A 12,557-nucleotide genomic window follows, 5' to 3' on the forward strand; every position below is an offset into this window, starting at 1 on the left:
CACCCATACGGCTTCCGCCCCCGCTCCCGCTTCCACCGCTCCAAGGCGGACCGCGGCCCCCCTCCCCTTCATCTGGAGCATCGGTTCCCAGCTCTGGGAGGGCGACTGCGGGCACACCTACCTCGTGGACCGGGCCCCCCGCGCGGTCGCCCCGCCGCCGGTCACGGCCGACTCCGGGGCGTGGGCCGGGACGCACGGTGCCGTGCACGGCGGGGAGGCGCTGGTGCGGATCACGGTCCAGGGCCGGTCGCCGTCCGACGCCGTCGTCCTCCATGCCCTGCACGTGCGCGTGGTCGACCGCGCCGCGCCGCTGCCGTGGAACGCGTACCGGATGGACAACGGCTGTGGCGGCGCCGTCACCCCGCGCCACTTCGCCGTGGACCTCGACCGGCCGCGCCCGCTCGCGAGGCCCGTCGACGGCCTTGACGCCTCCGGCGCCGAGGTCCGGAAGATCCCGGCCGTCTCCTTCCCGTACAAGGTCACCTCCTCCGACCCCGAGGAGCTGCTGGTCTCCGCGCGGACGGCGGGCTGCGACTGCCGCTGGTACCTGGAGCTGGAGTGGAGCGCCGGGGGCCGTACGGGGACGGTGCGGATCACGGACGGCGGGAAGCCGTTCCGCACGAGCGGGACCAGGGGGAGGCCGACGTATGTGCACGACTCCGCCGAAGGGCGCTGGATCACAGACTCGGACTCTGGACAGACCGGGGGACCGATGAGCAACTTCGACTGACACAGGCTGAGCAAGCGCTTGGAGAACGTCTTGTTTGGCGAGTCTGCGGTAGCAGACGAGGGTGCGGGCGATGCTGGTGAAGGCCAGGAAGTGGTCGGCTTTGCGCTCGTAGCGGCGGTGGAGGCGGCGGCATCCAGCGAGCCGTGCCATCGTGCGTTCCACGGTCCGGCGATGGCGGCCCAGGCGTTGTGAGGACTCGACTCCCTTGCGGGAGATGCGGTGGGTAATGCCTCGCCCGCGTAACCATCGTCGCAGGTGGTTGTAGTCGTAGCCCTTGTCGGCGTGGGGCTTGCCAGGCTTGCGCCGCCGTCGGCCACGGGTGAGCGGATCGGCGGGATGCCCTTCACGAGAGGGATCACCTCCGGACCCGCCGGGCTCCCCCCGGGTCCCCGCCGCGCTCAGCCGATCGCCTTCGCCACCGCCCGGACCAGGGCCTGCGCCCGCGGGTCGGCGGTGACGCCCTTGCGCATGCCGTTGGTGACGTAGGCCAGGGAGACGCCGGACTCCGGGTCCGCGAAGGCCAGGGAGCCGCCGCGGCCGGGGTGGCCGAAGGAGCCGGGGGCCAGGAGCGGGCAGGCCGGGCCGTGGAGCATGTAGCCGAGGCCGAAGCGAGTGTTGACGACCAGGACGCGGTCGGGGCCCGCCGACTCCTCCGTGCGGGCCATGGCCAGGGTCGCCGGGGCGAACAGGCGGTGGCCGTCCACCGGGCCGAGCAGCGCCGCGTAGAAGCGGGCCAGGGCGCGGGCGGTGGCGATGCCGCCGGAGCCGGGCAGGCCGGCGGCGCGGTACTCGGGCGCGTTCTCGTCCGGTGCCGGGTCGATCGCCGAGAACGCCCGCCGCGTCAGCGACCCCGGGTCCCGGTACGCCTCCTCCACCGACCGCTTCGGGCGCAGCACGAGCCCGCCGGACGCCCGGGCGGGCGGCTCGTCGAGGCGGCCGACGCGGCCCACGCGGTGCGCCTCCTCCTCGGGCACGCCCAGCCACAGGTCGAGGCCGAGGGGGCGGGCCACCTCGTCGGCGACCCACCGTCCGATGGGCCGGCCGGTGACGCGCAGCACCAGGGCGGCCAGCAGCCAGCCGTAGGTGTGCGGGTGGTAGCCGTGCCCGGTGCCCGGTTCCCACGCGGGGGCCTGGGCGGCGACCGCCGCGGCCGCCCGCTCGAAGCGGCCCTCCGGGTCCAGTACGTCCCCGGGCGCCAGGGGCGCGTCCAGTGCGGGGACGCCCGCGCGGTGGGCGAGCAGGTGCCGTACGAGCGTCCGCTCCTTGCCCGCCGCCTTGAACTCCGGCCAGTACGTGCCGACCGGCGCGTCCAGGTCGATCCGGCCGCGCTGGTGCAGCAGCAGCGGCACCGCCGCCGCGACGCCCTTGGTCACGGACCGCACCACCTGGGCGGTGTCCACCGCCCACGGGGCCGTGCCGTCCACGTCGCGCGTGCCGGCCCACAGGTCGACGACCTTGCGGCCGTCCCGGTACACGGCGACCGCCGCGCCGCGCTCCCCCCGCTGCTCGAAGTTGCGCGTGAACGCGTCCTTCACCGGCTCGAAGCCGGGGTCCACGGTGCCCTGGACGTCCACCTCTGCACGCACTCTCTCTCGGGGTCGGGGTCGCTCACCCCATGGTGCAACGGCTCAGTGCCGGCCCGGACCCCGGGTCGGCACCGCGGCCGGGTCGAAGCCGAACGGCAGCTCCAGGCGGTGCCGGCGCATCAGCTCCCCGTCCGCGAGGAGCTCCCCGGTCGGGGCGTCCGCCGCGATGACGCCCTCGCTGAGGACGACCGAGCGGGGGCACAGCTCCAGCGCGTACGGCAGGTCGTGGGTGACCATGAGGACGGTGACGTCCAGCGAGCGCAGGATGTCGGCGAGTTCGCGGCGGGAGGCCGGGTCGAGGTTGGACGACGGCTCGTCCAGGACGAGGATCTCCGGTTCCATCGCGAGGACCGTGGCGACCGCGACCCGGCGCCGCTGCCCGAACGACAGGTGGTGCGGGGGCCGGTCCGCGTACGCGGCCATGCCGACCCGCTCCAGGGCCCGCGTCACCACGGCGTCCAGCGCGGGGCCGCGCAGGCCGGCCGCGGCCGGGCCGAACGCCACGTCCTCCCGGACGGTCGGCATGAACAGCTGGTCGTCGGGGTCCTGGAAGACGATGCCGACGCGGCGGCGGATCTCCGCCAGGTTCGCCGGGCCGACGGGCAGGCCGGCCACCGCGACCGTGCCCGCTCCGGCGGTGAGGATGCCGTTGAGGTGGAGGACGAGGGTCGTCTTGCCGGCGCCGTTGGGTCCGAGCAGCGCGACGCGCTCGCCGCGCTCCACGGTCAGGTCCACGCCGAACAGCGCCTGGTGCCCGTCGGGGTAGGCGTAGGCCAGGCCCCGCACCTCCAGCGAAGGGACGAAGGACGGGGTNGGGGCGGGGTGCCGGGGCGGAGTCGTCATAGCGTCCATCCCAGCAGACACACGGCGAGCGCCGTCAGCGGGAGGGCCGCCGCGCCGCGCCACTGCGCGCCCGTCGCCGGCGCCCGGTCGATCACCGGCATGGTGCCGGTGTAGCCGCGGCTCACCATCGCCAGGTGGACGCGCTCGCCGCGTTCGTACGAGCGGATGAACAGGGCGCCCGCCGACTTGGCGAGGACGCCCCAGTGGCGCACTCCCCGCGCCTCGAAGCCGCGCGAGCGGCGGGCGATCGACATGCGGCGCATCTCGTCGGTGATCACGTCCCCGTACCGGACCATGAAGGCGGCGATCTGGACGAGCGTCGGGGGGAGCCTCAGCCGCTGGAGGCCCAGCAGCAGCTCCCGCAGTTCGGTCGTCGCCGCGAGCAGCACGGACGCGGCGACGCCGAGGGTGCCCTTGGCCAGCACGTTCCACGCGTCCCACAGTCCGGCGGCGGAGACGGTGACCCCGAGGACGCCGACCGGTTCGCCGGGCACGACGAACGGCATCAGGAAGGCGAAGGCGACGAACGGCACCTCGATCGCGAGCCGCTTCAGCAGGTACCCGGCCGGTACCCGGGCGGTGCCCGCCACCGCGGCGAGCAGCAGCGCGTACGCGCCGAACGCCCACACCGCCTCGCGGGGCGTGGCGGCGACGACGAGGACGAAGCCGAGGACGGCGACGAGCTTGGTGTGCGCGGGCAGGGCGTGGACGGGCGAGTTCCCGTGCCGGTAGAGCTTGTGGGCGTGGCCGGCGCCCACGTCAGGCGGTTTCCGTCGGGCGGGCGGCGGGCGTCGCGGCGCCGGTGCGGCGCCGGCGGGCCGCGAGGAAGACGCCCGTGCCGAGGGCGAGCGTGGCGCAGACGCCGATCGTGCCCGCCAGCCCTCCGGAGAGGCGGGCGTCGTCGAGGTCCTTCACGCCGTAGTCGGCGAGCGGGGAGTCCGCCGCGGCGTGCTCCCGGGCCTGCCGGTCGATGCCGTGGTCGGCGGCGACCCTCTCCAGGCCGTCGGGGCTGGCGGAGGCGTAGAAGGACACCAGGCCGGCCAGGAGGACGGACACGGCGAGGCCGGCGGCCCACACCCGGCGGGTCCCGGCGGCCGGGGCGGGNNGCGNGGCGGGCGCGGCGTCGACGAGTTCGCCGCCGACCCGGAGCTTCAGCGGCGCGGACAGGCCGCGTGCGCCGTACACGAGGTCGGGGCGCACGGCGAGGACCGCGCCGACCGTCGCCGTCGTGATGAGGGCCTCGCCGACGCCGATCAGCGCGTGCACGCCGAGCATCGCGGCGAGGACCTCGCCCAGGGGCACGTCGGTGGTGCCGCCGACCGCGTAGAGCAGCGTGAACGCCGCGGCCGACGCCGGTACGGAGACGACCGCCGCCGCGAACGTGGCGGCGGTGATCGAGCGGCGGGTGCGCGGCAGGACCCTCACCAGGGCGCGGAACAGCGCGTAGGCGACGAGGACCGTGACACCGCCCATGACCGTGACGTTGACGCCGAGGGCGGTGAGCCCGCCGTCGGCGAAGAGCACGCCCTGCATCAGCAGGACGACGGCGATGCACAGCACGCCGGTCCACGGGCCGACGAGTATCGCGGCGAGCGCGCCGCCCAGGAGGTGACCGCTGGTGCCGGCGGCGACCGGGAAGTTCAGCATCTGGACGGCGAAGACGAACGCGGCGACGAGTCCCGCCAGCGGCGCGGCCCGCTCCTCCCCCAGCTCCCGGCGCGCGCCCCGCAGGCCCGCCGCGACGGCGCCCGCGGCGACGAGGCCGGCGGCGGCGGAGACGGGCGCGTTGATGAATCCGTCGGGTACGTGCATGGAGGGGACCGCTTTCGGACGGGTGACGATATCCGGCTGCTCGATGATGGCCGCTGCTGCGAACCCCTTGCAAGAGCGGGGGCGGCGCGAAAAGCCGCCGCGGAGCCCGGGGACGAGCGGGGATGGGTGGGGACGAGCGGGGACGAGCGGGGATGGACGGGACCAAAGGGGGTACCCGGGGCCGACAGGTGACGGTGAACGGGAGGAGTCCGCGATGTGCCCCGCCGACACACGCCCCGGACCGGCCCGGCCGGCCGGGGAGCCCTCCGGCCCGCCGGTGCGGATGCGGGTGCGCGGCATCGTCGTGTCGGACGGGCCGCTGTCCCGTCCGGTGCCGGTGGTACTGCGCTACGGCCCGGACGTGGAGCCGGGGTGCGTGCGCTTCGTGCTGCCCGGCGGGAGCCGGACGTTCCCGCGCGCCCTCCTGGACGAGGGGCTGCGGGCCCCCGCGCACGGCGGGGACGTGGACGTGTGGCCGTGCGGACGGGTGCAGACGGTGGTCGAGTTCCACTCGCCGCACGGCACGGCCGTGGTCATGCAGTTCGACTCCTCGGCCCTGCGTGCCTTCCTGCGGCGCACGTACGCCGCCGAGCCGGTGACGCGCTGACCGGAGGGCGACCCACCGGCCGGGACGGTGACGCGCCGGCCGTACCCGCGACGCGCCGACGTACCCGGAGACTCCTGGCACCGCCCACCTCCCGGACTCCCGCCCGCCGGAGCGGCGCCGAGGAGCGGGCGGAAAGGGAAGCAGCGGGCAGGAAGGGATGCGCCGGGCGGGAGGAAAACGGCGGGGCGGGAGGCCCCGGGGGCGGACCGGCGCCGTACGGAACCGGTCCGCGTCCCCGGGGCGCTCCCGCCCCGGTACGGTGTCAGGCCCTCACGAGCGGCTGCTCCCGGTCGGCGTCCGGGTCGGTGTCCGGGTCGCCGGGGCCGGCGGCGAGTTCCTTGCGCAGGCCCTCGCCCTCGACGTCGACGTTGGGCAGGACGCGGTCCAGCCAGCGCGGCAGCCACCACGCCTTGCGCCCGAGCAGGGCGAGGACGGCCGGGACGATCGCCATGCGCACCACGAAGGCGTCGAACAGCACGGCCGCGGCGAGGCCGAAGCCGATCATCTTCACCATCTGCTCGCTGGACCCGATGAAGCCCGCGAAGACGGCGATCATGATGACGGCGGCGGCGGTGACGACGCGGGCGCCGTGGCGAAAGCCGGTGACGACGGCCTCGCCGGGCCGCTCGCCGTGGACGTACGCCTCGCGCATCCCGGTGACGAGGAAGACCTCGTAGTCCATGGCGAGGCCGAAGACGACGCCCACCATGAAGATCGGCATCATGCTCATGATCGGGCCGGTCTGCTCGACGCCGAAGACCGAGCCGAGCCAGCCCCACTGGAAGACGGCGACGACGGCGCCGAGCGCGGCGACCACCGACAGCAGGAAGCCGAGGGCGGCCTTGAGCGGCACCAGCACGGACCGGAAGACGACCATCAGCAGCAGGAAGGCGAGGCCGACGACGAGCGCCAGGTAGGGCGGCAGCGCGTCGTTCATCTTCTGCGAGAAGTCGATGTTCATCGCGGTCTGGCCGGTGACGAGGACGTCGTCGCCGGTGGTGTCGCGGATGTCGCGGACGAGGTCCTCGGTGGCCGCGGAGGACGGGCGGTCCTTCGGCACGACGGTGATCATGGCCGTGTCGCCGGCCTTGTTCGGGGTGGGCGGGGTGACGGCGGCGACGCCGTCGAGGCCCTTGATCGTGTCGGCGGCCCGGGCGGCGGCCTTCGCGTCGCCGTCCACGACGACCAGCAGCGGGCCGTTGGAGCCGGGGCCGAAGCCCTCGGACAGCAGGTCGTAGGCGCGGCGCTGGGTGGTGGAGGTCGGCTGGGCGCCGTCGTCGGGCAGGCCGGTCTCCAGGGAGGCGGCCGGGACGGCGAGCGCGCCGAGGCCGACGACGCCGACGAGCAGGACGGCGACGGGGTGGCGCAGGACGAAGCGGGCCCAGCGGGTGCCGGCGTTGGGCGCGGTGTGCCCGCCGGTGCCGGCGGTGCTCCCGCCGTCGGCGAGCGCCCTGCGGGCCTTGCGGCCGAGGATGCGCCCGCCCGCGTAGCCGAGCAGCGCCGGTATGAGGGTGAGGGCGATCAGTACGGCGATGGCGACCGCGCCGGCGGCGGCGACGCCCATCTTCGTCAGCATCGGGATGTCGACGACGGCGAGGCCCACCAGGGCGATGACGACGGTCAGGCCGGCGAAGACGACCGCCGACCCGGCCGTGCCGACCGCGCGGCCGGCGGCCTCCTGCGGGTCGTGGCCGTGGACCAGTTCGGCGCGGTGGCGGGAGACGATGAACAGGGCGTAGTCGATGCCGACGGCGAGGCCGATCATCGTGGCGAGGATGCCGGTGGTGGAGCCGAGGTCCAGGGCGGCGGCGAGGACGGTGATCGACGAGGCGCCGATGCCGACGCCGATGAGCGCGGTGAGCAGCGGCAGGCCGGCCGCGACGAGCGAGCCGAAGGTGATGACGAGGACGATCCCGGCGACGACCACGCCGACGACCTCGCCGGTGCCGGTCTCGGGCACCGCCTGCAGGGCGTCGCCGCCGATCTCGACGGTCAGGCCCGCGTCGCGCGCCTCGGTGCCGGTCTCGGTCAGCGCCTCGCGCGTGGCGTCGGTCAGCTCCATGCCGTTGACCTCGTACGTGACGTGGACGTACGCGGTGGTGCCGTCGCGCGAGACGGCCTGCGCGGTGTACGGGTCGGTGACGGCGGCGACCTGGTCGGAGCCGGTGCGCAGGTCCGCGACGGCCTTGTCGACGTGGGCCTTGTTCGCCGGGTCGGTCATCTTCCGCCCGTCGGGCGCCTTGAAGACGACCCGGGCGGTGGCGCCGTCGGCACTGCCTCCGGGGAATCGTTTCTCCAGCAGGTCGAAGGCCTTCTGGGCCTCCGTGCCGGGCATGGCGAAGGAACCGGAGGTGGCCGCCGGCGCGGACGCCGCGCCCGCTCCGGCGAGGGCCAGCAGCGCGACCCACAGGAGGGTCACGAGGTGGCGGCGGCGGAAGGCGAACCGGCCGAGTCTGTAGAGGAACGTGGCCACTGGGGCGTACTCCCGGGGTGAGGTGGACGGGACAGGACAGGGCATCGGGGGGCGGGCCCGGCGGCGCGAGCGGTGCGTGCCGGGTGCCGCGGCTCCGGGCGGCGGCGCGTTCCCGGCGGGGAGCGCCGGGGCCCGCCGGTCCGGAGCGGTCCGCCCGGCGGGACGGACGCGTCAGGGGGCGCCGAGCGCAGGGAGCACGACGGCGTCCACGTAGGCGGTGAGGTACGCCTGGTCGACCGGCCGGTCCTCGACGAGGGGCCGGGAGACGAAGACGGCGATCATCATGTGCGGGACCAGGGCGAGCGCCGGGTTGCCGGCGGCGATCTCGCCCCGCTCGACGGCGCGGCGCAGGATCCCGTCGATCCCGGTTACCTCGGGCTCGATCAGCAGTTCGTGCAGCGCCCGGTGGAGTTCGGGGTTCTCGCCGACGGCGTGGGCCAGGCCCCGCACCACGGCGGAGTCCTTCGCCAGGCGGCAGTCGTCGGAGCGCCCGATCACCGCGTGGAGGTCGCCCCGCAGCGATCCGGTGTCGATCTCCGCGAGCTCGACGGGCCGGTGGTGCCGCAGCGACCGGGCGACCAGCTTCGGCTTGCTCCCCCACTGGCGGTAGAGGGTGGCCTTGCTGGAGCGCGTGCGGGCGGCGATGGCGTCCATGGTCAGCGCGTCGTAGCCGACCTCGCAGAGGAGGTCGATGACGGTCTCGTACAGCTCCGACTCGCGCTGCGGAGTGAGCCTGCTGCGGGCCATGGGCACGTCCATCCGAACGAAACGGTTTCGTACACCTCAAGCCTAGACCAGCCGGGGAGCGGAACGGCGCCGCCCCGCGCGTGGGGTGGGTCACGGGCACCGGGCCGGTACGGCGGCCGAGTTGCCACGCCCCGGCCGCACCGAAAGCATGGGAGGGTGAGCAGCGACGGCGCGTACCTCCGGTATCCCCACCTCCACGGCGACCTGCTGTGCTTCACGGCCGAGGACGATCTGTGGATCGCCCCGCTCGCCGCCGAGGGCGAGTCCCCCGGCCGCGCCTGGCGGCTCACCGTCGACCGGACGAGGGTCGGCCACCCCCGCTTCTCGCCGGACGGCCGGCACATCGCGTACACGAGCTGGCGCAGCCTCGACCCGGAGATCCACCTCCTGTCGGTCGACGGCGGCCCGGCCCGGCGCCTGTCCTACTGGGGGTCGCTGGACACCCGCGTCTGCGGCTGGGACCCCGACGGCAACATCCTGGCCGTCGCCTCGCACGGGCAGCCGTTCTCCCACTTCTCCTGGGCGTACAAGGTGCCCGTCGACGGCAGCCCCGGCAAGCGCCTCCCGTGGGGGCCGTGCGCCGACATCCAGGTCGCCGACGTCGGCGGGGAGCACCGCACGCTGCTGCTGACCGGGAAGCCGCCGCACGAGCCGGCCGCCTGGAAGCGCTACCGGGGCGGGGCGACCGGGCGGCTGTGGCTGCACGGCGAGCGGCTGCTGCCGGACCTCGGCGGCCACCTGGACTGCGTGATGTTCGTGGGCGGCCGGATCGCGTTCCTCTCCGACCACGAGGGCGTCGGCAACCTCTACTCCTGCCTGCCCGACGGCTCCGACCTGCGGCGCCACACCGACCACGACGCCTTCTACGCCCGGCACGCCTCCTCCGACGGGCGCCGCGTCGTCTACCAGTGCGCCGGCGAGCTGTGGCTGGTGGACGACCTGTCGCCCGATGCCCGGCCCCGGAAGCCGGCGGTACGGCTCTGCGGGCCGCGCGCCGGGCGGCGCACGTACCAGGTGCCGGCCGCCCGGCACCTCCAGGCGGTGGCCGTCGACGAGACCGGCCGGGCCAGCGCCGTCTGCGTGCGCGGCAGCCTGTACTGGCTCACCCACCGCGACGGGCCGGCCCGGTCGATCGCTGACACGCCGGGCGTGCGGGTGCGGCTGCCGGAGATGCTGGACGACGGGCGCGTGGCGTACGTGACGGACGCGGAGGGCGAGGACGCCGTCGAGATCGCGTACCTGCCCCGCGCCAGCGGCCAGCGCCCGCCCCGCCGCCTCGCCGCCGGCCGGCTGGGCCGGGTGCTGGAGATGGTCTCCGACCCCGACGGGCAACGGCTCGCCGTCGCGTCGCACGACGGGCGGCTGCTGCTGCTGGACGTGTCGGAGGAGGCGACGGGCGGGGCGGACGGCACCGCGCCCCCGGCACCGAGGAGCCGCCTGCGCCGGCTGACCGGGGCGGCGGACGCGGCCGGGGAGGCGGGGGCGGCGGACGCGGCCGAGGTGACGGAGTCGGCGGACGCGGCGGGCTCGGGGGCGCCCGGGGAGGCACCCGGCGCGGGAGACCCCGCCGGAGCGACCGGCGGCGCGGAGGACCCGGCCGCCGCCCCGGCCGACGACGGCGGCAGCGACGGCGGCGGTGATGACGGCAACAGCGGCAGCGACGGCAGCGGTGATGACACCGACAGCAACAGCAACAGCAACAGCAACAAGGACAGCAACAAGGACAGCAACAAGGACAACGCCAGCGACAACGCCAGCGCCGATCCCGGTGGCGACGGCCTGGTCACCGAGCTGGTCCGCTCGGACAACGGCCCCGTGCGCGACCTGGCGTTCTCCCCGGACGGAACGTGGCTGACCTGGTCGCACCCCTTCATCGGCCGGTCGCTGCGGCAGATCAAGATGGCCCGCATCAGCGACCGGCTGGTCGTCGACGTCACCAACGGCCGCTTCGAGGACGAGAGCCCGGTGTTCACCCGGGACGGCCGCTACCTGGCGTTCCTGTCCTGGCGCGGCTTCGACCCGGTGTACGACGTGCACACCGGCGACCTGTCGTTCCCGCTGGGCTGCCGCCCCTACCTCGTACCGCTGGCGTCCACGACGCCGTCGCCGTTCGCGCTCTCCCCGGAGGGGCGCCCGGCGGCGGGCGGGCTGGACCCGGGCGAGGAGGAGCGGGCGGGCGACGGGACCGTGCTGGTGGAGGTGGAGGGGCTGGAGAGCCGGGTGACGCCGTTCCCGGTGGCGGCGTCGAAGTACTCGTCGCTGCGCCCGGTGAGCGGCGGGCTGGTGTGGCTGCGGTGGCCGATCTCGGGTGCGCTGGGCGAGACGTTCGCCAACCCGTCCGACCCGTCGGAGCGGCCGACGCTGGAGCACTTCAACCTCACCAAGGCGCGCAGGTCGGAGCTGGTCGCGCACCTGGACTGGTTCGCGGTGAGCGGCGACGGGACGCGGCTGGTCGTGGTCGACGAGGGCGAGCTGCGGGCCGTACCGGCGAGCGAGACGGGCGACCTGGACACGACGGTGTACGTGGACGCGCGGCGCATCCAGCACGAGGTGGACCCGGGCGCCGAGTGGCGGCAGGCGTTCGACGAGGCGGGCCGCATCACCCGCGCCTACTTCTGGGAGCCGGGCATGGCGGGCGTCGACTGGGACGGGGTGCTGGACCAGTACCGGCCGCTGGTCGAACGGGTCGCGTCGCCCGACGAGTTCGCCGACCTGCTGAGGGAGACCCTCGGCGAGCTGGGCACCTCGCACGCGTACGTCACGCCCGCGCGGCGCAACGAGGGCCCGCCGCACTACCAGCGGGCGGTGGGCCTGCTCGGCGCCAACCTCGTGTGCCGGGACGGCCGGTGGATCGTCCAGCGCATCCTGGCGGGCGACTCGTCGGACTCCCGGGCGCGGTCCCCGCTCGCCGGTACGGGCATCCGGGAGGGCGCGGTCCTCACCCACGTGGACGGCCGGCCGGTGGACCCGGTGACCGGGCCGTACCCGCTGCTCGCGGCGGCGGGCGGGACGACGGTGGAGCTGACGTTCGCCCCGGCGGACGGGTCGCCGGGCCGGCCGCGGCGCGTGGCGGTCGTGCCGCTGGTCGACGAACGGCCGCTGCGGTACCAGGACTGGGTGGCCAAACGCCGCGAGGTCGTACGGGAGTTGAGCGACGGGCGGTGCGGTTACCTGCACATCCCGGACATGGGCGGCTCCGGGTGGGCGCAGTTCAACCGGGACCTGCGGCTGGAGGTGTCGCGGCCGGCGCTCATCGTGGACGTGCGCGGCAACGCGGGCGGGCACATCAGCGAACTGGTCGTCGAGAAGCTGACGCGCCGCATCCTGGGCTGGGACCTCACGCGCAACGCCCAGCCCGTGTCGTACGCGTCGAACTCCCCGCGCGGCCCGGTCGTCGCGCTCGCCGACGAGGCCACCTCCTCGGACGGCGACATGATCACGGCGGTGTTCAAGCTCCAGGGCCTCGGCCCGGTCGTCGGGCAGCGCACCTGGGGCGGCGTGGTCGGCATGACGGGCCGCCACCGGCTCGGCGACGGGACGGTGATCACGGTGCCGATGAACGCGGCGTGGTTCGAGGCGTACGGGTGGGGCGTGGAGAACCACGGCGTGGAACCGGACATCGAGATCGAACGCACCCCCCTGGACTGGGCGGAGGGCCGCCACCGCCAGCTCGCGGACGCGGTGGACCTGGCGCTGGAGCTGCTGCGGAAGAACCCCCCGTCGAGCCCCCCGGACTACTCCGCCACCCCGAACCTCTCC

The 12,557-nt window shown here is 75.1% G+C and carries 8 protein-coding genes and 3 pseudogenes; 3 read left to right on the forward strand and 8 right to left on the reverse strand.

Annotated features, from left to right (window positions below; all coding sequences use genetic code 11):
• Positions 1-730, forward strand: a pseudogene (locus MW084_RS11425) (helix-turn-helix domain-containing protein); the annotation flags it as partial.
• Between the two features lie 51 nt (positions 731-781).
• On the opposite strand, the pseudogene MW084_RS11430 reads toward MW084_RS11425, so the two are convergent.
• From MW084_RS11430 to MW084_RS11455, 6 genes and pseudogenes are all read right to left on the reverse strand, one after another.
• Positions 782-1,048, reverse strand: a pseudogene (locus tag MW084_RS11430) (transposase); the annotation flags it as partial.
• Positions 1,049-1,128: 80 nt separating this feature from the next.
• Positions 1,129-2,304, reverse strand: coding sequence for a serine hydrolase domain-containing protein (locus MW084_RS11435; RefSeq protein ID WP_010469766.1), 1,176 nt, complete (start codon positions 2,302-2,304; stop codon positions 1,129-1,131).
• Positions 2,305-2,358: 54 nt separating this feature from the next.
• The coding region (locus tag MW084_RS11440) for an energy-coupling factor ABC transporter ATP-binding protein (protein ID WP_420833739.1) at positions 2,359-3,129 on the reverse strand (771 nt) is incomplete at its 5' end.
• 26 nt (positions 3,130-3,155) lie between these two features.
• A complete protein-coding gene (gene cbiQ / locus MW084_RS11445) occupies positions 3,156-3,917 on the reverse strand; it encodes a cobalt ECF transporter T component CbiQ (RefSeq protein WP_010469763.1) in 762 nt (253 codons plus the stop codon).
• Between the two features lies 1 nt (position 3,918).
• A partial coding sequence (locus tag MW084_RS11450; RefSeq protein ID WP_275563576.1) for a PDGLE domain-containing protein occupies positions 3,919-4,263 on the reverse strand: 345 nt, incomplete at its 5' end.
• Between the two features lie 6 nt (positions 4,264-4,269).
• Positions 4,270-4,971, reverse strand: a pseudogene (locus MW084_RS11455) (energy-coupling factor ABC transporter permease); the annotation flags it as partial.
• Between the two features lie 214 nt (positions 4,972-5,185).
• Here MW084_RS11455 and MW084_RS11460 point away from each other — a divergent pair.
• Complete coding sequence (locus MW084_RS11460) at positions 5,186-5,578, forward strand: SsgA family sporulation/cell division regulator (protein WP_010469758.1); 393 nt, start codon at positions 5,186-5,188, stop codon at positions 5,576-5,578.
• Between the two features lie 262 nt (positions 5,579-5,840).
• On the opposite strand, the gene MW084_RS11465 is transcribed toward MW084_RS11460, so the two are convergent.
• Together MW084_RS11465 and MW084_RS11470 are read right to left on the reverse strand one after the other, a co-directional pair.
• Positions 5,841-8,051 carry an MMPL family transporter gene (locus MW084_RS11465; protein WP_010469756.1) on the reverse strand — a complete coding sequence of 737 codons (2,211 nt, stop codon included), beginning with the start codon at positions 8,049-8,051 and terminating at the stop codon, positions 5,841-5,843.
• A gap of 171 nt (positions 8,052-8,222) precedes the next feature.
• A complete protein-coding gene (locus MW084_RS11470; RefSeq protein ID WP_029553403.1) occupies positions 8,223-8,798 on the reverse strand; it encodes a TetR/AcrR family transcriptional regulator in 576 nt (191 codons plus the stop codon).
• A 156-nt stretch (positions 8,799-8,954) separates the two neighbouring features.
• Here MW084_RS11470 and MW084_RS11475 point away from each other — a divergent pair.
• Positions 8,955-12,557: S41 family peptidase (locus MW084_RS11475; RefSeq protein ID WP_275563577.1), on the forward strand; the 3,603-nt coding region annotated here is incomplete at its 3' end.

Origin of the sequence: Streptomyces sudanensis (genome assembly GCF_023614315.1) — a bacterium.
Taxonomy (GTDB): domain Bacteria; phylum Actinomycetota; class Actinomycetes; order Streptomycetales; family Streptomycetaceae; genus Streptomyces; species Streptomyces sudanensis.

Coding starts and splice junctions, on each gene's coding strand:
- MW084_RS11460 (WP_010469758.1), top strand. CDS start 5,186: ATGTGCCCCGCCGACACACGCCCCGGACCGGCCCGGCCGGCCGGGGAG.
- MW084_RS11470 (WP_029553403.1), bottom strand. CDS start 8,798: ATGGCCCGCAGCAGGCTCACTCCGCAGCGCGAGTCGGAGCTGTACGAG.